We start from the raw sequence: 23566 nt of genomic DNA, 5'->3' as shown, positions 1-23566 counted from the left end.
TCTTGAGGAACAAGCCACATGGTTGAACTCGCTCTCCCCAAGAACTCGCAGATGACGGAAGGCAAGGTCTGGCCGAAGCCTGCCGGCGCGACCAACGTTCGCGAATACCGCATCTATCGCTGGAACCCGGATGACGGTGCCAATCCGCGCATCGATACCTTCTACATCGATGTCGACGATTGCGGCCCGATGGTGCTCGACGGTCTGCTCTACATCAAGAACAAGATCGACCCGACGCTGACGCTGCGCCGCTCCTGCCGCGAAGGCATCTGCGGCTCATGCGCCATGAACATCGACGGCACCAACACGCTTGCCTGCACCAAGGGCATGGACGAGGTGAAGGGCGCGGTAAAGGTCTATCCGCTGCCGCACATGCCGGTCGTGAAGGACCTGGTTCCCGACCTCACCAACTTCTACGCCCAGCACCGCTCGATCGAGCCCTGGCTGAAGACGGTATCGCCGACGCCGGCCAAGGAATGGAAGCAGAGCCACGAGGACCGCCTCAAGCTCGACGGCCTCTACGAGTGCATCCTGTGCGCCTGCTGCTCGACCTCCTGTCCGAGCTATTGGTGGAACGGCGACCGTTACCTCGGTCCGGCGGTTCTGCTGCAGGCCTACCGCTGGCTGATCGATAGCCGCGACGAAGCGACCGGCGAGCGCCTCGACAACCTCGAGGATCCCTTCCGCCTCTATCGTTGCCACACGATCATGAACTGCGCCCAGGCCTGTCCGAAGGGCCTGAACCCGGCCAAGGCGATCGGCGAGATCAAGAAGATGCTGGTCGAGCGCCGTGTGTAATCGGCCGGACCGGACATGAAGTTTTGGAAACGGCGGGCCCTGGCTCGCCGTTTTCTGTTTTGCGCCTCTCCAGGGCGGCGGACAATTCGTGATTGTGCCGATGCGGGAGAGGCGGGCCGACGGCAGGAGGCGATGATACGCAGCGAGGACGTGGCGCGCGATCCGCCCCTGCGGACGTTTCAATCCTGCAACAGGTCGCCAGGAATCGTCGTCCCTTGATTTGTCAGGTGGATTTGCTGTATTTCGGCCTATATTATCGCGTTGCATCATGGTTCGCGGACACGAACAGGAGTAGGGATATGCGGGTAATTCATGCGGCGGCGGGGCTGGCGGTTGTGCTTGCGCTGGCCGGATGCCAACGGACGTCGATGGGCGGTTTCAGCTCCCAGGACGCCTCGCCCGCTCCCATCCAGGCGGCACCGGTTCCTTCGGTTTCGTCGAACCAGCTTCCGGCACCGACCGGAAACACGTCGCAATTCCCGGCTGCACCGGCGAGCGGCACGGCGGTTGCCGGCGGCGCTGTCCAGCAGCCCGGCACGCAGGTCGCCGCGGCTGCAGGTGGCGGGCTCGACGTCACCAAGGAAGCGATGGTCGGCAACTGGCGCGTCTCCAGCGCCGGCAGCTCCTGCGACATGTTCCTGACGCTCACCAATCTTGGCTCCGGTTCGCGCGGCGGCACCCGCGGTTGCGCCGGCGAGCTGACGACCATGGGCTCCTGGGAAGTGGCCGGCAAGCAGGTGGTCCTCAAGGACCGCAGCGGCAATGCCATCGCCCGCCTCTACAAGACGGCCGACGCGCGTTTCGACGGCTCGACCAATGGCGGCCAGCCAGTCAGCCTCAGCCGCTGACGCTTCTCCAGCCCGGTCTCGTGCCGGGCTTTTGTTTTCCGTCCCATCTCGGGTGAGACGTGCTCAATCCTGACGACAGCATCTACCGCAAGCTCGAAGCGCTCGTCGCGAACGGCGAGCGCAAGCGTGACCCGGCGCAGTTTACGATCGCGCGGCGGTTCGATCATCTCTCGGCCGAGCTGCTCGCCAGCCGCCCATCGCGCAAGACCAATGCGCTCGGCTGGCTGTTCGCCTCGCGCAAGAAGGACCAGCCGCCGGTCAAGGGCCTCTACATCCATGGCGGCGTCGGGCGTGGCAAGACCATGCTGATGGACCTGTTCTTCGACACCGTGCCGATCCAGCGCAAGCGGCGGGCGCATTTTCATGAGTTCATGGCCGATGTGCACGAGCGCATCTACAAGCATCGCCAGAAGCTGAAGAACGGCGAGACCAAGCAGGCCGATCCCATCCCGCCCGTCGCCTCGGAGCTTTTCGGCGAGGCGCGGCTGCTCTGCTTCGACGAGTTCTCGGTCACCGACATCGCCGACGCGATGATCCTCGGGCGCCTCTTCGGCGAGCTTTTCGCCAAGGGATGCGTTCTCGTCGCGACGTCGAACGTAGCGCCGGACGATCTCTATCGCGACGGCCTCAATCGCGGCCTGTTCCTGCCCTTTGTCGGTCTGCTGAAGGCGAATGTCGAGGTCATCTCGCTGGACACGGACACGGACTACCGTCTGACAAAGACCGACGGCAGCCCGGTATGGCTGTCGCCGCTCGGCCCGGAGGCGGATGCCGCGATGGCGCGCGCCTGGGCAAGCGAAACCCGCAATGCCGCCGTTGCCCCGGCCGAGGTTCCGCGCAAGGGGCGCAAGATCCCGGTGCCGGCCGCGTCGGGAAAGAGTGCCCGCTTTGGGTTCGCCGATCTTTGCCAGCAGCCGCTGGGTGCTGCGGACTACCTCGCCATCCTCGAGCGCTATTCGACGATCTTCGTCGATCACGTGCCCCATCTCGGTCCGCATATGCGCAACGAGACCAAGCGTTTCATCCTGCTGGTCGATACGCTCTACGACAACGGTGCCCGGCTCTTTGCCTCGGCGGCGGCAGAGCCGCAGGATCTCTTGACCCAGAAAAAGGGCACGGAAGGCTTCGAGTTCGACCGCACGGTTTCACGTCTGATCGAGATGCAAAGCGAGGAATATGCCGCTGCGCATCCCGCAAATGTTGCTGTTTCGTGACGCAGATGTGGCGAAAACTCTTACGTTTACGTAAGAATTTTATGATCTAACCGATTGAAATTGTTCCACCAAAAAGTATCGATTGATATTTTACCGATTGCCGTTTAATGGCTTCCGGCGAAGGTTTGGCGTTTGCCGCGTTTCAGGCCTTGATCATATTGGGATCACAAAGGAAGCACTTTCATGGCTCGCAACAAGATCGCACTTATCGGTTCAGGGATGATTGGTGGCACGCTGGCGCATCTCGCCGGCCTGAAGGAACTGGGCGACATCGTCCTCTTCGACATCGCCGACGGCATTCCGCAGGGCAAGGGTCTCGACATCGGCCAGTCCTCCCCGGTCGAAGGCTTCGACGTGAACCTGACGGGTGCGAGCGACTATTCCGCCATCGAAGGCGCTGATGTCTGCATCGTCACCGCCGGCGTCGCTCGCAAGCCGGGCATGAGCCGCGACGACCTGCTCGGCATCAACCTCAAGGTCATGGAACAGGTCGGCGCCGGCATCAAGAAGTATGCCCCGAACGCCTTCGTCATCTGCATCACCAACCCGCTCGACGCCATGGTGTGGGCGCTGCAGAAGTTCTCGGGCCTGCCGAAGAACAAGGTCGTCGGCATGGCCGGCGTTCTCGATAGTTCGCGCTTCCGCCTGTTCCTCTCGCAGGAATTCAACGTTTCGGTCCAGGACGTCACCGCCTTCGTTCTCGGCGGCCACGGCGACACCATGGTGCCGCTCGCCCGCTACTCGACCGTTGCCGGCATCCCGCTGACCGACCTCGTGCAGATGGGCTGGGTCACCAAGGAACGCCTCGAAGAAATCATCCAGCGCACCCGTGACGGCGGCGCCGAAATCGTCGGCCTGCTCAAGACCGGTTCGGCCTACTACGCACCGGCCGCCTCGGCGATCGAAATGGCTGAAGCCTACCTCAAGGACAAGAAGCGCGTTCTGCCCTGCGCGGCACACCTGACCGGCCAGTACGGCGTCAAGGACATGTATGTCGGCGTTCCGACCGTTATCGGCGCCGGCGGCGTCGAGCGCATCATCGAGATCGATCTCAACAAGGCCGAGAAGGAAGCGTTCGACAAGTCCGTCGCTTCGGTCGCGGGTCTTTGCGAAGCCTGCATCGGCATTGCGCCGAGCCTCAAGCAGTAATCGCCCCCCGTCGGGCGGACGCTGATCCGCTCGACCTCATTGTTTTTGCCGCATTGGTGCGGGTAGGTGCCCCACCTGCCCGCACAATGCTCAGACAGGAAAAACACCATGAACATTCATGAATATCAGGCCAAGGCTCTCCTGAAGAGCTATGGCGCACCGGTCGCGGAAGGTGTCGCGATCTTCTCGGCTGACGAAGCTGAAGCTGCTGCCAAGTCACTCCCGGGCCCGCTCTACGTGGTCAAGAGCCAGATCCATGCGGGCGGCCGCGGCAAGGGCAAGTTCAAGGAACTGTCCGCCGACGCCAAGGGCGGCGTTCGTCTTGCCTTCTCGATCGATGAAGCCAAGGCCCATGCCAAGGAAATGCTCGGCAACACGCTCGTTACCGCGCAGACCGGCCCGGCCGGCAAGCAGGTGAACCGCCTCTACATCGAGGACGGCGCCGACATCGAGCGCGAACTCTATCTGTCGCTGCTCGTCGACCGCTCGGTCGGCCAGGTTGCCTTCGTCGTTTCGACGGAAGGCGGCATGGACATCGAGGCTGTTGCGCACGACACGCCGGAAAAGATCGTCAACGTAGCGATCAACCCGGAAGCCGGCGTCACCGCCGCTGATCTTGCCAAGCTCACCGCGGCCCTGAAGCTTGAAGGCGAAGCCAAGGCTGACGCTGAAAAGCTCTTCCCGATCCTCTACAAGGCCTTTGTCGAGAAGGACATGAGCCTGCTCGAGATCAACCCGCTGATCGTCATGAAGAACGGCCGCATGCGCGTTCTCGACGCCAAGGTCTCGTTCGACGGCAACGCGCTCTTCCGCCACGACGACATCAAGGCTCTGCGCGACGAGACCGAAGAAGACGCCAAGGAAATCGAGGCCTCGAAGTGGGATCTCGCCTATGTCGCGCTCGACGGAAACATCGGCTGCATGGTCAACGGCGCCGGCCTTGCCATGGCGACGATGGACATCATCAAGCTCTACGGCAAGGAGCCGGCGAACTTCTGCGACGTCGGCGGCGGCGCCGGCAAGGAGAAGGTTGCGGCAGCCTTCAAGATCATTACGGCCGACCCGAAGGTCGAGGGCATCCTCGTCAACATCTTCGGCGGCATCATGAAGTGCGACGTCATCGCTGAAGGTGTCGTTGCCGCCGTGCAGGAAGTCGGCCTCAAGGTTCCGCTGGTCGTTCGTCTCGAAGGCACGAATGTCGAGCTTGGCAAGAAGATCCTGAATGAATCCGGCCTGGCGATCACCGCCGCCGACGATCTGGACGATGCTGCCAAGAAGATCGTCGCCGCGATCAACGGCTAACTGAAGGACCACCTCATGTCGATTCTCGTTAACAAGAACACCAAGGTCCTCGTTCAGGGCCTGACCGGCAAGACCGGCACCTTCCATACCGAACAGGCGCTTGCCTATTACGGCACGCAGATGGTCGGCGGTATTCACCCGAAGAAGGGCGGCGAAACCTGGACCGGCTCCAAGGGCGAAACCCTGCCGATCTTCGCCTCGGTTGCCGAAGGCCGTGAAAAGACCGGCGCGGACGCATCCGTGATCTACGTTCCGCCGGCAGGTGCCGCGGACGCGATCATCGAGGCGATCGATGCGGAAATCCCGTTCATCACCTGCATCACCGAAGGCATCCCGGTTGCCGACATGGTACGCGTCAAGGCTCGCCTCGACCGCTCCAAGTCGCGTCTGCTCGGCCCGAACTGCCCCGGTATCCTGACGCCGGAAGAATGCAAGATCGGCATCATGCCGGGCTCGATCTTCCGCAAGGGTTCGGTCGGCATCGTCTCGCGCTCCGGCACGCTGACCTATGAAGCCGTGTTCCAGACCTCCAACGAGGGCCTCGGCCAGACGACGGCCGTCGGCATCGGCGGCGACCCGGTCAAGGGCACCGAGTTCATCGACGTGCTCGAGATGTTCCTGGCGGACGAAGCCACGACCTCGATCATCATGATCGGCGAAATCGGCGGCTCGGCCGAAGAGGATGCTGCACAGTTCCTCATCGACGAAGCCAAGAAGGGCCGCAAGAAGCCGATGGCCGGTTTCATCGCGGGCCGTACCGCACCGAAGGGCCGTACCATGGGCCACGCCGGCGCTGTCGTTTCCGGCGGCAAGGGCGATGCGGAATCCAAGATCGCTGCGATGGAGCAGGCAGGCATCCGCGTATCGCCTTCGCCGGCTCGTCTCGGCAAGACGCTGGTCGAAGTCCTCAAGGGCTGATCTCAAACCATTTGTCCGGGCCGACCGATCCGGCCCGGACAACGTGCCTGCCGCCTGTTTCCTTGGCTGATTGAAGATCAGGACATGCGGCAATGACTGCCACGGTGACCCAGCGCGTCCTGACGATGCGCGGCGCCGTAGGAAAAAGGCCCGGCGCCCGGACGCGCCGAACGAACATGAACGACCGGGATACCCGGCAACCCAACTTCAGTCAGGAGGCGGACAGATCAGTCCGCGTGAGACCATGACAAGGCAAGAGGCCAACGAGCAATTCCAGCTCACTTCGTTTCTGGACGGCGCCAACGCCGCCTATATCGAGCAGCTCCATGCACGCTACGAGGCGGACCCGGCGTCCGTGTCGGCTGAATGGCAGGCCTTCTTCAAGGCGCTCGCCGACCGGCCGGAAGATGTGGTGAAGGCAGCCAAGGGCGCCTCCTGGAAAAAGAACAACTGGCCGATCCCGGCCAATGGCGAACTGGTCTCGGCGCTCGATGGCGACTGGGGCACGGTCGAGAAGGTCATCGAGAAGAAGGTCAAGGCGAAGGCCGAGGAAACGGCGGCCGCCACCGGCACCGTCGCCAGCGCTGCTGACATCCATCAGGCGACGCGCGATTCCGTCCGCGCCATCATGATGATCCGCGCCTATCGCGCCCGCGGCCACCTGCATGCCAAGCTCGACCCGCTCGGCCTGGCTGCCCCGGTTGAAGACTACAACGAGCTTTCGCCCTCGAACTACGGTTTCGAGGACAAGGATCTCGACCGCAAGATCTTCATCGACAACGTGCTCGGTCTTGAATACGCGACCCTCCGTGAGATGGTCGAAATCCTCGAGCGCACCTACTGCTCGACGATCGGCGTCGAGTTCATGCACATGTCCAACCCGGAAGAGAAGGGCTGGATCCAGGAGCGCATCGAAGGTCCGGACAAGGGCGTCGACTTCACGCCTGAAGGCAAGAAGGCGATCCTGCAGAAGCTGATCGAGGCCGAAGGCTTCGAGCAGTTCATCGACGTCAAGTACAAGGGCACCAAGCGCTTCGGTCTCGACGGCGGTGAGTCGCTCATTCCGGCGCTCGAGCAGATCATCAAGCGCGGCGGCCAGGAAGGCCTCAAGGAAATCGTGCTCGGCATGGCCCATCGCGGCCGTCTGAACGTGCTTTCCCAGGTCATGGCAAAGCCGCACCGCGCCATCTTCCACGAGTTCAAGGGCGGCTCCTACGCGCCTGACGACGTCGAAGGTTCGGGCGACGTGAAGTACCACCTCGGTGCGTCTTCCGACCGCGAATTCGACGGCAACAAGGTTCACCTGTCGCTGACGGCAAACCCGTCGCACCTGGAAATCGTCAACCCTGTGGTCATGGGCAAGGCACGCGCCAAGCAGGACCAGATGGCGACCGTCTTTGAAGGCGACATCATTCCGCTGCGCGAACGCTCCAAGGTCATGCCGCTGCTGCTGCATGGTGACGCCGCTTTTGCCGGCCAGGGCGTGATTGCTGAAATCCTCGGGCTTTCCGGCCTGCGCGGTCACCGCGTTGCCGGTACGGTCCACTTCATCATCAACAACCAGATCGGCTTCACCACCAATCCGGCCTTCTCGCGCTCGTCGCCCTATCCGTCCGACGTCGCCAAGATGATCGAAGCGCCGATCTTCCACGTTAACGGCGACGATCCGGAAGCGGTTGTCTACGCGGCCAAGATCGCCACCGAATTCCGGATGAAGTTCCACAAGCCTGTCGTCATCGACATGTTCTGCTATCGCCGCTTCGGCCACAACGAAGGCGACGAGCCGGCGTTCACGCAGCCGAAGATGTACAAGGTCATCCGCGCCCACAGGACCGTCGTCCAGGTCTACTCCGACCGCCTGATCGCCGAAGGCCTGATTTCCGAAGGCGAAGTCGAGAAGATGAAGGCCGACTGGCGTGCACATCTCGAACAGGAGTTCGAGGCCGGCCAGTCTTACAAGCCGAACAAGGCCGACTGGCTTGACGGTGTCTGGTCGGGCCTGCGTTCGGCCGACAACCAGGACGAACAGCGCCGCGGCAAGACCTCGGTGCCGATGAAGCAGTTGAAGGAAGTCGGCCGCAAGATCTCCGAGATCCCGGCTGGGTTCAGCGCGCACCGCACGATCCAGCGCTTCATGGAAAACCGCGCCAACATGATCCAGACCGGCGAGGGTGTCGACTGGGCCATGGCTGAGGCGCTCGCTTTCGGCACGCTGGTCACGGAAGGCACCAAGATCCGCCTGTCGGGTCAGGACTGCGAACGCGGCACCTTCTCGCAGCGCCACTCGGTGCTCTACGATCAGCAGTCGGAAGAGCGCTACATCCCGCTCGCAAACCTGTCGCCGACCCAGGCGCGCTACGAAGTCATCAACTCGATGCTTTCGGAAGAGGCAGTTCTCGGCTTCGAGTACGGCTACTCGCTCGCCCGTCCGAACGCGCTCACCCTCTGGGAAGCCCAGTTCGGCGACTTCGCCAACGGTGCGCAGGTCGTCTTCGACCAGTTCATCTCGTCGGGCGAACGCAAGTGGCTGCGCATGTCGGGTCTCGTCTGCCTGCTGCCGCACGGCTATGAGGGGCAGGGTCCGGAGCACTCGTCTGCCCGCCTGGAACGCTTCCTCCAGCTCTGCGCCGAAGACAACATGCAGGTCGCCAACGTCACGACGCCGGCGAACTACTTCCACATCCTGCGCCGCCAGGTGAAGCGCGACTTCCGCAAGCCGCTGATCCTGATGACGCCGAAGTCGCTGCTGCGTCACAAGCGTGCGATCTCCAGCCTGTCGGAAATGGCCGGCGAGAGCTCGTTCCACCGCCTGCTGTGGGACGATGCCGAGGTGATCAAGGACGGCCCGATCAAGCTGCAGAAGGACTCGAAGATCCGTCGCGTCGTGCTCTGCTCGGGCAAGGTCTACTACGACCTGCTCGAAGAACGCGAAAAGCGCGGCATCGACGATATTTACCTGCTGCGCGTCGAACAGCTGTATCCGTTCCCGGCCAAGGCGCTCATCAACGAGCTCAGCCGCTTCCGCAACGCGGAGATGGTCTGGTGCCAGGAAGAGCCGAAGAACATGGGCGCTTGGTCGTTCATCGACCCGTACCTCGAATGGGTTCTCGCCCATATCGACGCCAAGTATCAGCGCGTGCGCTACACCGGCCGTCCGGCTGCCGCATCGCCGGCGACCGGCCTGATGTCGAAGCACCTGGCGCAGCTTGCCGCCTTCCTCGAGGACGCGCTGGGGGGCTGATGCTCCCCACGCTCTGAGCCAATAGAAACAGATATCTGATCAACGGAACAAAAATCATGGCAACAGAAATCCGCGTTCCCACCCTTGGCGAATCCGTCAGCGAAGCGACCGTCGGCACCTGGTTCAAGAAGGTCGGCGACGCCATCAAGGCCGATGAACCCCTGCTCGAACTCGAAACCGACAAGGTGACGATCGAAGTTCCGGCTCCGGCCGCAGGCACGCTCTCTGAAATCGTCGCCCAGGCCGGCGAGACCGTCGGTCTCGGCGCGCTGCTCGGCCAGATCGCTGCAGGTGCCGCTGGCGCCGCAGCGGCCGCTCCGGCTGCTGCCGCCGAAAAGAAGGCCGAGCCGGCTGCTGCCGCTCCGGCTGCCCCGGCCGCTGCTGCAGCACCGGCTGCCTCGTCGATGCCGCCGGCACCGTCGGCTGGCAAGCTGCTTGCCGAAAACAACCTCTCGGCCGATCAGGTCGACGGCTCCGGCAAGCGTGGCCAGGTGCTGAAGGGCGACGTCCTTGCAGCCGTCGCCAAGGGCATCTCGACGCCGGCCGCTTCCGAGCCAGCCAAGGTCCAGGCCCGTGCGCCGTCGACGGCTGAAGACGTCGTTCGCGAAGAGCGCGTCAAGATGACCCGCCTGCGCCAGACGATTGCCCGTCGCCTCAAGGATGCGCAGAACACTGCCGCCATGCTCACCACCTACAACGAGGTGGACATGAGCGCCGTCATGTCGCTGCGCAACAAGTACAAGGACATCTTCGAGAAGAAGCACGGCGTGAAGCTCGGCTTCATGGGCTTCTTCACCAAGGCCGTCACCCACGCGCTGAAGGAAATCCCGGCTGTCAACGCCGAGATCGACGGCACCGACATCATCTATAAGAACTACTGCCACATCGGCGTCGCCGTCGGCACGGACAAGGGTCTTGTGGTTCCGATCGTTCGCGATGCCGACCAGATGTCGATCGCCGAGATCGAAAAGGACATCGGTCGCCTCGGCAAGGCTGCCCGTGACGGCGCGCTGTCGATGGCCGACATGCAGGGCGGCACCTTCACCATCTCCAACGGTGGCGTCTACGGTTCGCTGATGTCTTCGCCGATCCTCAACGCGCCGCAGTCGGGCATCCTCGGCATGCACAAGATCCAGGAGCGTCCGGTCGCCATCGGCGGCCAGGTCGTCATCCGCCCGATGATGTACCTCGCGCTCTCCTACGATCACCGCATCGTCGACGGCAAGGAAGCCGTGACCTTCCTCGTGCGCGTCAAGGAAAGCCTGGAAGATCCGGAACGCCTGGTTCTCGATCTCTGATATCCGGAAACAGCGGGGGCGTCCTTCATGCCCCCGCCGTTCGCCGTCCGCGATCACGCGCGGCGAAAACCGTCTCTGCGGCCTGGCCGGAGAGACTGGCCCTCAGGGCCGATGATGTCGATCCGAACCGCTCCTGCGATTGCGAGGGATGATGGAAGCCGCCGCAGCGTCGACTGAAATCTGGGTGCTTGGCTGGAGCGTGGTGTTCCTGATCGTGCACATCCTGGTGCAGGCGCTGTCGCTCGATCTCGCCGGCGATCTCGGTTTCAAATATCTGCTCGGCCCCCGTGACGAACAGCGCGTTTCGAAGAGCATCGTGGCAGGACGTTTGCTGCGGTCGCTTCGCAACATGCTGGAAACCTATCCGGCCTTCGTTGGGCTTGCGCTCGCCCTGGCGGTGACCGGAAAGACCGGCGGTCTCGGCGCCATCGGCGCAGTGACCTGGCTTCTGGCGCGGCTGGCTTACACCGTTCTCTACGCGGCCGGCGTTCCCGTGCTGCGCACCCTCGTCTGGTTCGTGTCGATCATTGCGCTGTTGCTGATGGTCGTCCGGCTCATGGCATAGCATCCCGGCGACAAGGCAAGAGGAGACTGGCATGGCATTCGGACCCGACGTTCCGCCGATCCAGGCGCATATCTGCGTCAAGGACGGGCTTGCCGCCATCGCCTTTTACGAGAAGGCGCTCGGTGCGGTGAACACATTCCACGCGATGGCCGAGGACGGCAAACGCGTCATGCACGCCAATCTGGCGATCTACGGCGGCGAGGTGATGCTGCACGACGAATTCCCCGAATTCGGCGGCAGCGTGCTTTCGCCGAACACGATCGGCGGTACCGGCGTTGCGATCAGCATCAACCTGGCGAAGCCTGCCGATGTCGACGCAGCCTACGACAAGGCGGTGGCCGCCGGGGCATCGACAGTTCTGGAGCCGCAGGATACCTTCTGGCACGCACGCTACGCGCGCATCCAGGATCCTTTCGGCCACGTCTGGGCCTTCAACGCACCGGTCGCAAACCCATGAGCCAGTATTTCTTCGAACTCGCATCGCTGATGGCGATCTTCGCTTTCGCCATCGTCTCGCCCGGCGCAGACCTCGCGATGGTCATGCGCCAGTCGATCGTGCATGGCCGCCGTCCGGCGATCATCACGTCCTTCGGCATCGGCACGTCGCTGATGTTCCATGTGACCTACACGATCCTCGGCCTCGGACTGATCATTTCGCAGTCGATCTATCTGTTCAACATCGTCAAATGGTGCGGCGTCGCTTACCTGATCTATATCGGCATCAAGGCGCTTCGCGCCGGCCAGACGGAGATCAACGTCGACCACACGGAAGGCAACCGGCCGGTCAAGGGCCAGTCGGCGGCCAAGGCCTTCGGCCTCGGCTTTGCCGCCAACGCGCTCAACCCCAAGCCGGTGTTCTTCTTCCTGTCGATCTTCTCGACGGTCGTTCACGCCCATACGCCGATGATGATCAAGTTCGGCTACGGCCTTGTCATGGCGACCTGCCTGATCGCGTGGTTCGTCGGCGTCAGCCTGTTCATGACGACGCCGCGCATGCGTGCTGCGTTTACCCGCGCCAGCAAGTGGATCGACCGCGCCAGCGGCGTGGTCTTCATCGCGCTCGGCCTCAAGCTCGCGACGGAGAAGGCTGCCTGATCATGCGCTCCGGTCGTCTCCTTTCAGCCCTGCTCGGTCTTGCCTTTGCTGCGCCGGCGATCGCCGCCGACTGCAAGCAGTCGCACGCGATCTACGGCGACCGCGACGGGGCCTACGAGCTGCGTTTCGAACCGGTCGGCTCGGCAAGCGCCGCGACCAGCAACCACTTCAAGGTGGCGGTTCTCAAGCCCGGCCTGCTGCTCGATGGCGTCGTCATGCCCGCGGGCGAGCCGGAACGGGCGACCGGGCTGATCATGCACAATTGCCCCGAGGGGGATGCGACCGGTGAGGAACTGCGCGCCTGTACTGTGTGGCAGGGTGTCGTCTACGCGCTCGACAAGGCCGGCGCGATCAGCGAGATCCCGCAAGAGACCGAGACGGCGGCCGAGCAACTGCTGCTTCCCGACTTCGGTCCGTCGCTTCGTGCGTCGACCGCCTGGGGCAAGGGCAAGGCCGAGGCCGACAGTTGGGATGCCTTCACGTTCAAGGGATGCGCCGCATGAGTGCGAGCCCTGTTCTTCTCGTGACCGGCGGCAGTCGCGGCATCGGTGCTGCAATCTGCCTTGGCGCTGCAAAAGCCGGCTGGCGGGTCGCCGTCAACTATGCGTCGAACCGCGATGCGGCCGATGCGGTTGTCGGCGCGATCGAGCGGGCCGGCGGCACGGCGATCGCAGTTCAGGGCGATGTCGGCTCCGAGGCGGATGTCCAAGCGATCTTTGCTGCCATCGATTCGGTTTTCGGCCGGCTGGACGGGCTCGTCAACAATGCCGGCATCGTCGGACAGACGGCACGTGTCGACGAGATGTCGCCCGAGCGGCTTGAGCGCATGTTCCGCATCAACGTCACCGGCTCCATGCGCTGTGCAGCGGAAGCCGTCCGGCGCATGTCGACACGATACGGGCACCAGGGCGGTGTCATCGTCAACATCTCCTCGGTTGCCGCCACGCTTGGCTCGCCGGCGCAGTATGTCGATTACGCCGCCTCGAAAGGTGCGATCGACACCTTCACGACAGGGCTTTCGCGCGAGGTCGCGACCGAAGGCATTCGCGTCAACGCGATACGGCCCGGCATCATCGATACCGAGATCCACGCCTCCGGCGGCTTGCCGGACCGGGCGCGTGATCTCGCCTTCACCATTCCCGTTCAGCGACCCGGCACGGCCGAGGAAGTCGCTGACGCGGTTCTCTACCTCCTGTCGGATAAGGCGACTTATGTGACGGGGGCAATTCTCAATGTCAGCGGCGGACGGTAACCGTCCTGAAGGAAGGATATTCTAATGGCTTATGATCTCATCGTTATCGGCAGCGGCCCCGGCGGCTATGTCTGCGCGATCAAGGCGGCCCAGCTCGGCCTGAAGGTCGGCGTCGTCGAAAAGCGCGCCACCTACGGCGGTACCTGCCTCAACATCGGCTGCATCCCGTCGAAGGCGTTGCTGCATGCTTCCGAGATGTTCCATCAGGTTGCCCACGGCGTCGACGCGCTCGGCGTCGAAGTCGCGGCACCGAAGCTGAACCTCGAAAAGATGATGGCCCACAAGGACGCGACCGTTAAGGCCAATGTCGACGGCGTCTCGTTCCTGTTCAAAAAGAACAAGATCGACGGCATCCAGGGCACCGGCAAGGTGCTCGGCCAGGGCAAGGTCTCCGTCACCAACGACAAGGGCGAGGAACAGATCCTCGAAACCAAGAACATCGTGATCGCCACCGGCTCCGACGTCGCTGGCATCCCGGGCGTCAAGGTCGATATCGACGAGAAGGTGATCATCTCGTCGACGGGCGGCATCGCGCTCGAGAAGGTTCCGGCCAACATGATCGTCGTCGGTGGCGGCGTCATCGGCCTCGAACTCGGCTCGGTCTGGGCCCGCCTCGGCGCCAAGGTCACCGTTGTCGAGTATCTCGACACGCTTCTCGGCGGCATGGATGGCGAGGTTGCCAAGCAGTTCCAGCGCATGCTCGCCAAGCAGGGCATGGACTTCAAGCTCGGCGCCAAGGTGACCGGCGTCGTCAAGGACGGCAAGGGCGCCAAGGTGACGTTCGAGCCGGTCAAGGGCGGTGACGCCCAGACGCTCGATGCCGATGTCGTGCTGATCGCCACCGGCCGCAAGCCCTACACCGACGGTCTTGGCCTTGCGGAAGCGGGCGTCGTCATGGACCAGCGCGGCCGCGTCGAGATCGACAATCACTTCCAGACGAGCGTCGCCGGCGTCTACGCGATCGGCGACGTCGTGCGCGGCCCGATGCTCGCCCACAAGGCGGAAGACGAAGGTGTGGCGGTTGCCGAGATCCTCGCTGGCCAGGCCGGTCACGTGAACTATGACGTCATCCCTGGTGTCGTCTACACCCAGCCGGAAGTCGCCTCCGTCGGCAAGACCGAGGAAGAGCTGAAGGCGGCTGGTGTCGCCTACAAGGTCGGCAAGTTCCCATTCACCGCCAACGGCCGTGCGCGCGCAATGCTCGCCACCGACGGCTTCGTGAAGATCCTTGCTGACAAGGAAACCGACAAGGTGCTCGGCGGCCATATCGTCGGCTTCGGCGCCGGCGAGATGATCCACGAGATCGCGGTTCTGATGGAATTCGGCGGTTCGTCGGAAGACCTCGGCCGCACCTGCCACGCGCACCCGACCATGTCGGAAGCGGTCAAGGAAGCGGCACTTTCGACCTTCTTCAAGCCGATCCACATGTAAGGATCATGCAGGGGGCTGCGATCACGCGGCCCCCTGTTTCCGGCCGCGTTTCTGCGTGCCGGCTGGCCCTTGTGGCCATTGCTTACCTTATCGGCGTCAGCGCCCGCATTGCCGCTATCGGCGTTTCCGGTCGCCAAGCGACCGTATCATTCTTCTGAAGCAGACCTGAGGGCGTGGAAACGCTCCTCGAACTCGCGCCTCAGGCTGCGCCGTGCCTCGGCAGCGCGCTGCCGGCGCTTGCGGTCGGCCGTGTCGGTGACAAGGGTCGGAACCGGGGTCGGGCTGCCGTCGGCATCGACGGCGACCATGGTAAAATAGCAGGAATTGGTGTGGCGGCGCTCGCCGCTCCTGATGTTCTCGGCCTCGACCCGGATGCCGATTTCCATCGAGGTGCGGCCGGCATTGTTGACGGCTGCACGGAAGGTGACGAGCTCACCGACATGGATCGGCTGACGGAAGGTGACCTGGTCGACCGAGAGCGTCACGGCATACTGCTGAGAATAGCGCGAGGCACAGGAGAAGGCCACGCGATCGAGGAGATTGAGCAGCGCACCGCCATGGACCTTACCGCTGAAGTTCGCCATATCCGGCGTCATCAGTACGACCATCTCGAGTTCGCGTGTGTCGTAGCTGGTTTCCATTGTCCATCTCCAGATTTTGCAGCGTCCCGCCTGAGTTATGCAGCTTGCCGGAGCGAAGGGAAGGGGGAGGATCTGGAAGAGGGGATGTGACGATTGGCCCGAGGGCTGCGACAAGCGGTCTTCTGTCCAGGCACGGGGGAGGGCGCGATCATGTCTGCAAGGACAGACGACGCGCGCGTCAGGAGGAAAGATGAAACCGAGAGCCGTGGCCATATCGTTGCCGAGCCGGCATCTACCGAATGCCGATTGGGCCGACCGCTTCGAGCTTGCCCTTGATGGCAAGGGCGTGACCGCGGCGGAAGCCGCCGAACGTTCGCTTGGCCGGTCGCCACGATGGGTCCGCATGTTGCTGCGCCTGCGCAACCGCATCGTCTCGATCATCGGCCTGAAGTCGGCGGCGCCGTCCAGCCGTCTGGGACTGATCGGGGCGTTTCCTGTCGTTTCGAAGAGTGATGACGAAGTGGTGCTCGGTTTCGATGACAAGCATCTCGATTTCCGCATCGTCGTCGATGTCCGGGCGGGGTCGGCGGTCAATCAGATCGTCGGCGTCACCACGCTTGTGCGCAGGCACAACACGCTCGGGCGGGTTTACCTCATGGCCGTCACGCCGTTTCACAAGGCGATCGTGCCGACACTTCTGGCGCGGGTGGCAGGTCCCGGCGGTTAAGTCCGGGGTTCAATTTTCAGTCCGGACAAAAGCAGGTCGAGATTGTCGCGCGCGCTGGTGAGGCGCATGGCCGGATCGTCCGCCTCGGCAATCCAGAGCGCCGCATCGGAGAGTGCGCCATTGATCAGCCGCGCCAATGTCTCGGCATTTCCCGGACGTACGACGCCCGCGGCGATCATCGCCGAAAGCCTGGTGGCAAGCGACGCGAGGCATTGGCGCCGGCTCGGTTCCAGCACGCTTGCGCCGAGTACGGCCGGCGCATCCTTCAACACGATCTGCCGGATTTCGGGTTCGAGCGCCATTTCCAGATACAGCCTGCAGCGGCGCACGAAACCGTCCCACGGGACCGGGGTCGCGGAGGCTGCGTCGAGCCGTGCGTCCATCTCGCCGTCCAGGGTCTCCACGACCGCACGCAGCAGGCCCTTCTTGTCGCCGAAATGATGATAGAGCGCCCCACGCGTGAGCCCGGCCAAGGCGGTGAAATCGTCCATCGAAGTCTCCGCATATCCGCGTTGCCTGAACGCTTCCCGGGCGGCGGCGATCAGCTTTGCCTTCGTTTCCGCGATCATGTCGCTGCGCGCGCGCCTTGTCATTTGCAGCTCCTCCTTTTGCATACGACTCGTATGTTAATTGACATGCGAAGCGTATGTCAATATCACTGCCATACGCGGCGTATGTTAATGACGCGACGCTCAGACATGTATTGCAGGAGTTTTCATGGCCAATCCCTATGCACAGATCTTTGCTGCCAAAGGCACGGTGGGCTTCACCTTGGCGGGATTGGTGTCACGGTTGCCGTTGTCGATGATGGGCATCGGCATCATCACCATGCTGGCCCAGTCCCGCGGCAGCTACGGTTTGGCTGGCGGTGTGGCCGCCGCCTTCACGCTGGCCTCGGCGCTGCTGGCGCCGCAGGTTTCCCGGCTCGTCGATCGCTTCGGCCAGAGCCACGTCCTGCCGGTCGCCGCGGCACTCAGCCTTCTCGGCAGCTCGGCTCTCCTCGTCTTCACCCATTGGCGGGCGCCGGATTGGACACTCTTCGTCTTTGCCATTCTTGCCGGGTGCACGCCCAGCATGTCGGCGATGACCCGGGCGCGATGGACCGAGCTCTATCGCGGCCGTCCGGAGCTGAAGACCGCCTTTTCGCTCGAATCGGTCTTCGACGAGATCTGCTTCATCGTCGGGCCGCCGATCGCCGTGGGCTTAAGCGTCAGCCTGTTTCCCGAGGCCGGACCGCTGGCGGCTGCGGCATGCCTGGCCATCGGGGTCACCGCCTTCGTGCTGCAGAAAGGCACCGAGCCACCGGTCAAGCCGGCCGAGACGATGGCGCCCGGTTCGGTCCTTCGTTACCCGGCGCTGCGCGTGCTGATTGTCGCGCTCGCCGGCATGGGCATCATTGTCGGCACGATCGACGTGGTCAGCGTCGCCTTTGCCGAGGCCGAAGGGCGACCAGCGGCGGCGAGCCTCGTGCTCTCCCTCTATGCCCTCGGTTCCTGCATCGCCGGTCTGGCGTTCGGTGCGGTCCGGATCGGCCTGCCTTTGGCGAAGCTGTTCCTGATCGGTGCGGGCATGACCGCCGCCAGCACATTGCCGCTGCTCTTTGCCGACGGGATCGGCAGCCTTGCGACGATGATGTTCATTTCGGGCGTGTTCTTTGCGCCGACGATGATCGTCGCCTTGAGCATCGGCGAAACCGCCGTGCCGCCGTCGAAGTTGACGGAAGGGCTGACCTGGTTGACCACCGGTCTCGGCATCGGTGTTGCGGCGGGCGCGGCGGTGTCAGGCGGCGTGGTCGCGCGCTTCGGCGTTCAGGCCGGCTTCACCATTGCGCTCGCCGCCGGGGCCTTGATCCTTGCCGCAGCGTTCTGGGGTTATCGCCGTCTGTCGTGGATCGAGAGTGATTCTACCACTGCGCGCGCGTCCGAGGTCGTTTCCCGTGCTGGTGCGCAAGGCTGAGAAGGGAGCGTCGTGCCGGCGGGCGCTCGCTGACGGCCGGCCCGTCAGTTGGCGCGCGTGACCGTAAAACCCTGGGCGCGAAGCAGTTCGACCAGACCTTCCTTGCCCGGCAGGTGCAGTGCGCCGACCGCCATGAAGGCGCCGCCGTCCTTGAGGATCGGTTCGGCGCGCGTCGCCATGGTTTTGTTGCGGTCGACGATGATGCGCTGCTCGAAATCGGCATAGCCGAAATCCTCGGCGCTCTTGTCCGAAACGGCTTTCATCATCGGCATGATCATGCCGGTGTCGCCTACGAGATAGAGATCGGTCATCGTCGCGAAGACGTCGTCGATGGTCTTGCCGAGCGCGAGCGTCTCGATGAGGGCGCGTAGATGCAGTTCGGTCGGCAGCGAGTCCATGGCGGCGAGCTGCTCGACCAGCGTTTCCAGCCCCTTCAGCCTCTTGCCCTGACTGACGGCATCCTCGGCGATCTTCTTGTCGAGGAAGGAGGCGCCTGCAGCCTTGCGGCTCATTTCGCAGGCGGGCAGCGCAACGAAGCTCGCGATCATCCAGGGCTTCATGCGGGAAACCAGGGTCAGCGGAATGCCGCGTGCCTTAAGGCCTGTTTCGAGCTGTTCGCGGTCGTCGGGCTTCAGGAAGTCGGCGATCGTCTTGTTGTCCGGAAGCATGGTGAGATCGGGCCGCATCAGGATCGCGGCGGCCGACTTCTTCTCATCGATGATCTCGTCCGATTCAACGATGACGGTCGAGGCTGCCTCAAAGGCGGCGGGCGCCTCAGTCGGCAGGGCCAGCACGCGCGGATCGGTGACATGCATCGTGCCAAGCAGCCAGGACGGCGCGACACCGTCCTTCTCGATCTTCCAGAAGATGCCCTTGCTGTTCGGGATGGCGGCAGCTTCCGCTTCGAGTGCGGCCAGTTTCGTCGGGTCGGATTTTGCAAGCGCGGTCAGAACATTCGCGCCGCCACATTCGACCTCCGTGGCATCAGCCTCAGCGACGAAGACGAGAGTGACGAGGAGGCAGGCGGCGAGCATGACATGCAGCAGGGCGACCAGCCAAAGTGCGCCATCGGCGAGCCGCGCAAGCAGGTGCCGCGGCAGGTTTTGCTGAGGTCTCGCAAAGGCGGTCATCGTTCTTCCCTGACAGTCGCATGGTCGATAGTCGACCCTAGGCCCGGGCCGGTCACGGCTTCCTTAACGGGCATGGTTAATCCGCCCTTTCGCCGAAAATCAGGCGCGCGGGTGGGCGCGGTCGTAGATTTCCAGAAGCCGAGCCGAATCGACGCCGGTATAGACCTGGGTGGTCGACAGGCTGGCATGGCCGAGCAGTTCCTGAATGGTCCTGAGATCGCCGCCGCCGGCCAGCAGATGGGTGGCGAAGGAGTGGCGCAGCGCATGCGGCGTTGCCGTCTCGGGCAGGCCGAGCGCCCCGCGCAGCTTCTGCATTTCGCGCTGGATGATCGCCGGCTGCAGCTTGGCGCCGCGCGCACCCAGGAACAGCGGCGCATCGGCCGCGATCGGATAGGGGCAGAGCTTCAAGTAGGTGGCGACGGCCTCGCGCGCCGCTTCGATCAGCGGCACGATGCGGGTCTTGTTGCCCTTGCCGACGATGCGCAGCGACGAGGGCGCGCCGGCAAATGCTGACGGCGTGAGGCCGAGCGCCTCGGAAATGCGCAGGCCGCAGCCGTAGAGCAGGGTCAGCACCGCTGCGTTGCGCGCCGCGATCCAGGGTTCCTCGGCAAGTTGCGCCTCGGACGTCACGACATTCAGCGCTTCGCGATCGGTGAGCGGCTTCGGCAGGGATTTGGGCTGTTTGGGCGAACGCACCGCAGCCGCACCGGCCGCGTTGGCAAGGCCGTTGCGTTCGAGATAGCGCAGGAAGGAGCGAAGCCCGGCCAGCCCGCGGCCGAGCGTGCGGGCGCCGGCGCCGCCCTTGCGACGCTGGGCGAGGAAGCCGCGAAGGTCAGCCGGCCTCAGCGTGCGGATATCGGAAAGCCGTGGCGGCCCGGCGAGATGGCCGGTGAGAAATGTCAGGAATTGCCGGGTGTCACGCTCATAGGCCTCGACGGTATTGTCGGAGAGGCGGCGCTCCCGCATGAGGCCGTCCAGCCAGCGCTGACGCTCGGCAAGTAGCTCGGGATGGCCGATGACGAGGAACTCGTTCATTGTCGTTTTCCTGAGTTTGTCGGTCCGCGACAATGCCCTGACGCATCTTAGGTTTTTGCTAATGCACCCTTGGAATCTGTCATCCTTCGATCATATAGAATTGCGATGGTCAGCCGCAAACAAACGGATCGGACTATGGCGGGACGGGATTCGGTGAACGGATTCGCGCATTTTGCAGAAGTAATCACCCTGGTCTCCCAGGGGCAGCCTGGCCACATCGTCGACACGCTGATCGCGGAGCGTGGCCAGCGGATCGTCAAGAGCCCGCTATGGCCGCTGATGCGGCCTTTTCTCTACACGTTGCTGAACTATCGCAAGGCGCACGAGTTCGCCGATGCCGTCGCCAACATGCCGGGATTCCAGGCCTTCGAGCACCTGAGCTCGCTGCTTTCGCTGGAGGTGCGGGTCGACCGGGCCGAGCGCATTCCCGCCAAGGGCGGCTTCCTGCTCGTCAGCAACCACCCGACCGGCATTGCCGATGGGATCGCCGTTTTCGACCTCTTGAAGAGCCGGCGGCCGGACATGATGTTCTTCGCCAATCGAGACGCCATCCGCGTCAATCCGCGTTTCGTCGAAATGGTCATCCCGGTCGAATGGCGCGAGGAACACAAGAGCAAGCTGAAGGCGCGTGAGACGCTGCAGGTGACCAACCGGGCGATCGGCGAGGGTAAGGCGACGGTGCTCTTCCCCTCGGGACGCATCGCCTACTGGGCCGAAGGATGTCTCAACGAGCGGCCATGGAAGACATCGGCCGTGGGCTTTGCGCGCAAATACGGCCTGCCGATCCTGCCGGTGCATATGAGCGCCCGCAATTCCGGCCTGTTCTACTGGTTCGCCAAATGGTCGACCGAGCTGCGCGACATGACCGTGTTCCACGAACTGCTGAACAAGAAGGGCGATCTTTTCGACTTTCGCATCGGCAACCTCATCCCGCCGGAGGCGCTGGAAGGTGAAACGGGCGAGGTGACGAAGGCGCTCGAACGACACACGGTCTTCGATCTGGCGCTGGATGCCGACGCGGCCTTCAAGCCCCGGCTGCAAACGGCGGCCGCGCTCTAGCGACTGTCGTGGCTTACGGAAACGCTGGCAGGCTTCACCCCGCGCGGCGGATCGGCTAGGTCTGAGCCATGCAGCTTCAATCCATGTTTGCCGAAAACTACCGTTCGCTGAGGTCGATCCGCATGGATCTGACCGGGGTCAACCTGTTCATCGGCGAAAACGGCGTCGGCAAGTCCAATCTCTACCGGGCGCTTCAACTCGTGCAAGCCGCCACGCGGGGCACTTTGGCGCGCGAGATTGCCGAAGAGGGCGGAATGTCGTCGGCGCTCTGGAGCGGCCGCCGGCGTGCCGACAAGCCGGCGCGCATAAGGCTCGAAACCGAGCTTCTGGACGAGGAGCGGGCCATCACCTTCCGCTACCGCATCGAGGCCGGGCTGCGTCCGCCGAAGGCTGCGGCCGGGTTCGCCTATGAGCCACAGGTCAAGGAAGAGGAACTGACGGTCGAAACCGGCCGCCGCCCGGTGACGATGATGAAACGCGTGGGCCCCGGCATCTTCGTGCGCGGCGAACGCGGGCGGATGGAGGATTATCCGGAGCAGGCGCTGACGTCCGAAACGGCGATCTCGCTGCTCGGCGATGCCGGCCATTATCCGGAGGTCGGCACCTTCCGCCGTGCGGTCGAGCAGTGGCGCTTCTTTCACGGCTTCCGCACCGACCGCGATTCGCCGTTGCGGCTGCCCTGCCTTGCGGTGACCGCGCCGATGCTCGACGAGACCGGCGTCAATATGGCGGCCGTCTTTGCAACGCTGCGCCACACGCGCGAGGACACGGTCGACCTCGACCGGGCCATCGCCGACGCGTTCGGCGGCGCTTACCTCGATGTTCCCGAACCCGGCCAGTTCGCCGAGTTTTCGCTGGTCTTTCCGGATTTTCCCAGCCGGCCGTTTTCGCCGCGCGAGCTTTCCGACGGGCAGATGCGTTTTCTGGCGCTGGCGGCCGCACTGCTTTCCTATCGCCGGCCGCGCTTCATCGCGCTCAACGAGCCGGAGACGAGCCTGCACCCGGACATGCTGCCGGCGCTTGCCGACATGATCGCCAGCGCGTCGCGCGAAAGCCAGATCTGGATCGTCACCCATTCGGAGCGGCTGGCGCAGGAAGTGCGTCAACGCTCGGGCATTCGTCCGCGGCGAGTGATCCGCAAGGACAGCGCCACCTGGATCGACGGCATGCGGCTGACAGGGCTGATGGACGATGACGAGTAGGCAACAAAAAAGCCCGGCGCGGTGGCCGGGCTCTTTCTGAACTTTCCTGAAAGTATCAGGCGATCTTCTGGCCGGTCTTGGCCCAGTCGGCCAGGAAGGTTTCGAGGCCCTTGTCGGTCAGCGGGTGCTTGACCAGCGCCTTCAGCGTTGCCGGCGGTGCGGTGACGACGTCCGCGCCGATGAGGGCGGCTTCCTTGACGTGGTTCACGGTGCGGATCGAAGCTGCAAGGATTTCGGTCTCGTAGCCGTAGTTGTCGTAGATGTGGCGGATCTCGCGGATCAGGTCCATGCCGTCAAACGCGATGTCGTCGAGGCGGCCGACGAAAGGCGAGACGAAGGTCGCGCCGGCCTTGGCGGCGAGCAGGGCCTGGTTGGCAGAGAAGCACAGCGTCACGTTGGTCTGGTGACCGTCAGACGTCAGCGCCTTGCAGGCCTTGAGGCCGTCGAGCGTCAGCGGCAGCTTGATGCAGATGTTGTCGGCGATCTTCGAGAGAACGGCGGCTTCCTTCATCATCTCGGCGTATTCGGTTGCGGTCACTTCAGCCGAAACCGGGCCTTCGACGATGCCGCAGATTTCCTTGGTGACTTCCGTGATGTCACGGCCCGACTTCAGGATCAGCGACGGGTTGGTGGTGACGCCATCGAGGAGGCCGAGATCGTTCAGCTCACGGATTTCCTTGACGTCGGCGGTATCAACGAAAAATTTCATGGGGTCACTCCCTTGGGGCACGATTGCCGTTCGGCGCATATCTACCGGGGAGGAAT

23 protein-coding genes are annotated in these 23566 nt (G+C 63.6%); 18 read left to right on the top strand and 5 right to left on the bottom strand.

Annotated elements, in window-relative coordinates:
• Positions 1 to 18 precede the first annotated feature (18 nt).
• The 14 genes from IB262_RS16250 (at position 19) to lpdA (ending at position 15111) form a co-directional block, all read left to right on the top strand.
• A complete protein-coding gene (locus IB262_RS16250) occupies positions 19 to 798 on the top strand; it encodes a succinate dehydrogenase iron-sulfur subunit (RefSeq protein ID WP_034802573.1) in 780 nt (259 codons plus the stop codon).
• A 299-nt stretch (positions 799 to 1097) separates the two neighbouring features.
• Positions 1098 to 1646, top strand: a complete 549-nt coding sequence (locus IB262_RS16245) for a protease inhibitor Inh/omp19 family protein (protein WP_034802570.1) — start codon at positions 1098 to 1100, stop codon at positions 1644 to 1646.
• A gap of 59 nt (positions 1647 to 1705) precedes the next feature.
• Positions 1706 to 2860 carry a cell division protein ZapE gene (gene zapE / locus IB262_RS16240; protein ID WP_112976114.1) on the top strand — a complete coding sequence of 385 codons (1155 nt, stop codon included), beginning with the start codon at positions 1706 to 1708 and terminating at the stop codon, positions 2858 to 2860.
• A 183-nt stretch (positions 2861 to 3043) separates the two neighbouring features.
• Complete coding sequence (gene mdh, locus IB262_RS16235; protein WP_034802565.1) at positions 3044 to 4009, top strand: malate dehydrogenase; 966 nt, start codon at positions 3044 to 3046, stop codon at positions 4007 to 4009.
• A 108-nt stretch (positions 4010 to 4117) separates the two neighbouring features.
• A complete protein-coding gene (gene sucC, locus IB262_RS16230) occupies positions 4118 to 5311 on the top strand; it encodes an ADP-forming succinate--CoA ligase subunit beta (protein ID WP_060521401.1) in 1194 nt (397 codons plus the stop codon).
• Positions 5312 to 5326: 15 nt separating this feature from the next.
• Positions 5327 to 6229: a succinate--CoA ligase subunit alpha gene (gene sucD / locus IB262_RS16225; RefSeq protein ID WP_058321727.1), complete on the top strand. Its 903-nt coding sequence runs from the start codon at positions 5327 to 5329 to the stop codon at positions 6227 to 6229.
• A 244-nt stretch (positions 6230 to 6473) separates the two neighbouring features.
• Positions 6474 to 9470, top strand: a complete 2997-nt coding sequence (locus tag IB262_RS16220) for a 2-oxoglutarate dehydrogenase E1 component (RefSeq protein ID WP_060521400.1) — start codon at positions 6474 to 6476, stop codon at positions 9468 to 9470.
• Between the two features lie 56 nt (positions 9471 to 9526).
• Positions 9527 to 10768: a 2-oxoglutarate dehydrogenase complex dihydrolipoyllysine-residue succinyltransferase gene (gene odhB, locus IB262_RS16215; RefSeq protein WP_034802554.1), complete on the top strand. Its 1242-nt coding sequence runs from the start codon at positions 9527 to 9529 to the stop codon at positions 10766 to 10768.
• Between the two features lie 148 nt (positions 10769 to 10916).
• Positions 10917 to 11333: an MAPEG family protein gene (locus IB262_RS16210; protein ID WP_318267229.1), complete on the top strand. Its 417-nt coding sequence runs from the start codon at positions 10917 to 10919 to the stop codon at positions 11331 to 11333.
• Positions 11334 to 11364: 31 nt separating this feature from the next.
• Positions 11365 to 11790 (top strand): VOC family protein, encoded by a 426-nt coding sequence (locus IB262_RS16205; protein WP_060586446.1) that lies wholly within the window; start codon positions 11365 to 11367, stop codon positions 11788 to 11790.
• Entirely contained in the window at positions 11787 to 12428 is a 642-nt protein-coding gene (locus IB262_RS16200; RefSeq protein ID WP_060611095.1) for a LysE family translocator, read from the top strand. Before IB262_RS16205 ends, IB262_RS16200 begins: the two co-directional genes overlap by 4 nt.
• Before the next feature lie 2 nt (positions 12429 to 12430).
• Positions 12431 to 12931 (top strand): hypothetical protein, encoded by a 501-nt coding sequence (locus IB262_RS16195; protein ID WP_089044341.1) that lies wholly within the window; start codon positions 12431 to 12433, stop codon positions 12929 to 12931.
• On the top strand, positions 12928 to 13680 hold the full coding sequence (locus IB262_RS16190; RefSeq protein ID WP_060586604.1) for an SDR family oxidoreductase: 753 nt from the start codon (positions 12928 to 12930) through the stop codon (positions 13678 to 13680). Before IB262_RS16195 ends, IB262_RS16190 begins: the two co-directional genes overlap by 4 nt.
• Positions 13681 to 13704: 24 nt before the next feature.
• Positions 13705 to 15111 carry a dihydrolipoyl dehydrogenase gene (gene lpdA, locus IB262_RS16185; RefSeq protein ID WP_060586444.1) on the top strand — a complete coding sequence of 469 codons (1407 nt, stop codon included), beginning with the start codon at positions 13705 to 13707 and terminating at the stop codon, positions 15109 to 15111.
• 146 nt (positions 15112 to 15257) lie between these two features.
• Here the strand turns inward: lpdA and IB262_RS16180 are convergent, their stop codons facing one another.
• Positions 15258 to 15752: an acyl-CoA thioesterase gene (locus IB262_RS16180; protein WP_034802542.1), complete on the bottom strand. Its 495-nt coding sequence runs from the start codon at positions 15750 to 15752 to the stop codon at positions 15258 to 15260.
• Positions 15753 to 15942: 190 nt separating this feature from the next.
• On the opposite strand from IB262_RS16180, the gene IB262_RS16175 reads away from it, so the two are divergent.
• On the top strand, positions 15943 to 16419 hold the full coding sequence (locus IB262_RS16175) for a DUF2867 domain-containing protein (protein WP_034802540.1): 477 nt from the start codon (positions 15943 to 15945) through the stop codon (positions 16417 to 16419).
• Here IB262_RS16175 and IB262_RS16170 read toward each other — a convergent pair.
• Positions 16416 to 17012: a TetR/AcrR family transcriptional regulator gene (locus tag IB262_RS16170; protein WP_034802538.1), complete on the bottom strand. Its 597-nt coding sequence runs from the start codon at positions 17010 to 17012 to the stop codon at positions 16416 to 16418. The genes IB262_RS16175 and IB262_RS16170 overlap by 4 nt on opposite strands.
• A 124-nt stretch (positions 17013 to 17136) precedes the next feature.
• Between IB262_RS16170 and IB262_RS16165 the strand changes: the two genes are divergently transcribed.
• Positions 17137 to 18375: an MFS transporter gene (locus tag IB262_RS16165; RefSeq protein WP_192493698.1), complete on the top strand. Its 1239-nt coding sequence runs from the start codon at positions 17137 to 17139 to the stop codon at positions 18373 to 18375.
• Positions 18376 to 18419: 44 nt separating this feature from the next.
• Here IB262_RS16165 and IB262_RS16160 read toward each other — a convergent pair whose 3' ends face one another.
• Positions 18420 to 19505, bottom strand: coding sequence for a TraB/GumN family protein (locus IB262_RS16160; RefSeq protein WP_192493697.1), 1086 nt, complete (start codon positions 19503 to 19505; stop codon positions 18420 to 18422).
• 99 nt (positions 19506 to 19604) lie between these two features.
• Positions 19605 to 20540, bottom strand: a complete 936-nt coding sequence (locus IB262_RS16155) for a tyrosine recombinase XerC (RefSeq protein ID WP_112771760.1) — start codon at positions 20538 to 20540, stop codon at positions 19605 to 19607.
• 135 nt (positions 20541 to 20675) lie between these two features.
• Between IB262_RS16155 and IB262_RS16150 the strand changes: the two genes are divergently transcribed.
• Complete coding sequence (locus IB262_RS16150) at positions 20676 to 21599, top strand: GNAT family N-acetyltransferase (protein ID WP_034802530.1); 924 nt, start codon at positions 20676 to 20678, stop codon at positions 21597 to 21599.
• A 68-nt stretch (positions 21600 to 21667) separates the two neighbouring features.
• Positions 21668 to 22801 carry an AAA family ATPase gene (locus IB262_RS16145; RefSeq protein WP_060611081.1) on the top strand — a complete coding sequence of 378 codons (1134 nt, stop codon included), beginning with the start codon at positions 21668 to 21670 and terminating at the stop codon, positions 22799 to 22801.
• A 55-nt stretch (positions 22802 to 22856) separates the two neighbouring features.
• Here the strand turns inward: IB262_RS16145 and fsa are convergent, their stop codons facing one another.
• Complete coding sequence (gene fsa, locus IB262_RS16140; protein WP_034802519.1) at positions 22857 to 23510, bottom strand: fructose-6-phosphate aldolase; 654 nt, start codon at positions 23508 to 23510, stop codon at positions 22857 to 22859.
• Between the last annotated feature and the right edge of the window lie 56 nt (positions 23511 to 23566).

The organism is Ensifer sp. ENS02, assembly GCF_014851885.1.
Classification (GTDB): domain Bacteria; phylum Pseudomonadota; class Alphaproteobacteria; order Rhizobiales; family Rhizobiaceae; genus Ensifer; species Ensifer adhaerens.
Note: the sequence above shows the minus strand (reverse complement) of the source record. Positions and strands in the feature narration are given on the sequence as shown.

What these genes read in the sequence shown, in the direction of transcription:
- IB262_RS16150 (WP_034802530.1), top strand. Translation starts at nt 20,676, where the DNA reads ATGGCGGGACGGGATTCGGTGAACGGATTCGCGCATTTTGCAGAAGTA.
- sucD (WP_058321727.1), top strand. Translation starts at nt 5,327, where the DNA reads ATGTCGATTCTCGTTAACAAGAACACCAAGGTCCTCGTTCAGGGCCTG.
- IB262_RS16205 (WP_060586446.1), top strand. Translation starts at nt 11,365, where the DNA reads ATGGCATTCGGACCCGACGTTCCGCCGATCCAGGCGCATATCTGCGTC.
- IB262_RS16210 (WP_318267229.1), top strand. Translation starts at nt 10,917, where the DNA reads ATGATGGAAGCCGCCGCAGCGTCGACTGAAATCTGGGTGCTTGGCTGG.
- sucC (WP_060521401.1), top strand. Translation starts at nt 4,118, where the DNA reads ATGAACATTCATGAATATCAGGCCAAGGCTCTCCTGAAGAGCTATGGC.
- mdh (WP_034802565.1), top strand. Translation starts at nt 3,044, where the DNA reads ATGGCTCGCAACAAGATCGCACTTATCGGTTCAGGGATGATTGGTGGC.
- IB262_RS16170 (WP_034802538.1), bottom strand. Translation starts at nt 17,012, where the DNA reads ATGACAAGGCGCGCGCGCAGCGACATGATCGCGGAAACGAAGGCAAAG.
- IB262_RS16245 (WP_034802570.1), top strand. Translation starts at nt 1,098, where the DNA reads ATGCGGGTAATTCATGCGGCGGCGGGGCTGGCGGTTGTGCTTGCGCTG.
- lpdA (WP_060586444.1), top strand. Translation starts at nt 13,705, where the DNA reads ATGGCTTATGATCTCATCGTTATCGGCAGCGGCCCCGGCGGCTATGTC.
- fsa (WP_034802519.1), bottom strand. Translation starts at nt 23,510, where the DNA reads ATGAAATTTTTCGTTGATACCGCCGACGTCAAGGAAATCCGTGAGCTG.
- IB262_RS16195 (WP_089044341.1), top strand. Translation starts at nt 12,431, where the DNA reads ATGCGCTCCGGTCGTCTCCTTTCAGCCCTGCTCGGTCTTGCCTTTGCT.
- IB262_RS16250 (WP_034802573.1), top strand. Translation starts at nt 19, where the DNA reads ATGGTTGAACTCGCTCTCCCCAAGAACTCGCAGATGACGGAAGGCAAG.
- IB262_RS16175 (WP_034802540.1), top strand. Translation starts at nt 15,943, where the DNA reads ATGAAACCGAGAGCCGTGGCCATATCGTTGCCGAGCCGGCATCTACCG.
- IB262_RS16220 (WP_060521400.1), top strand. Translation starts at nt 6,474, where the DNA reads ATGACAAGGCAAGAGGCCAACGAGCAATTCCAGCTCACTTCGTTTCTG.
- IB262_RS16165 (WP_192493698.1), top strand. Translation starts at nt 17,137, where the DNA reads ATGGCCAATCCCTATGCACAGATCTTTGCTGCCAAAGGCACGGTGGGC.
- odhB (WP_034802554.1), top strand. Translation starts at nt 9,527, where the DNA reads ATGGCAACAGAAATCCGCGTTCCCACCCTTGGCGAATCCGTCAGCGAA.
- IB262_RS16200 (WP_060611095.1), top strand. Translation starts at nt 11,787, where the DNA reads ATGAGCCAGTATTTCTTCGAACTCGCATCGCTGATGGCGATCTTCGCT.
- IB262_RS16160 (WP_192493697.1), bottom strand. Translation starts at nt 19,505, where the DNA reads ATGACCGCCTTTGCGAGACCTCAGCAAAACCTGCCGCGGCACCTGCTT.
- IB262_RS16190 (WP_060586604.1), top strand. Translation starts at nt 12,928, where the DNA reads ATGAGTGCGAGCCCTGTTCTTCTCGTGACCGGCGGCAGTCGCGGCATC.
- IB262_RS16155 (WP_112771760.1), bottom strand. Translation starts at nt 20,540, where the DNA reads ATGAACGAGTTCCTCGTCATCGGCCATCCCGAGCTACTTGCCGAGCGT.
- IB262_RS16145 (WP_060611081.1), top strand. Translation starts at nt 21,668, where the DNA reads ATGCAGCTTCAATCCATGTTTGCCGAAAACTACCGTTCGCTGAGGTCG.
- IB262_RS16180 (WP_034802542.1), bottom strand. Translation starts at nt 15,752, where the DNA reads ATGGAAACCAGCTACGACACACGCGAACTCGAGATGGTCGTACTGATG.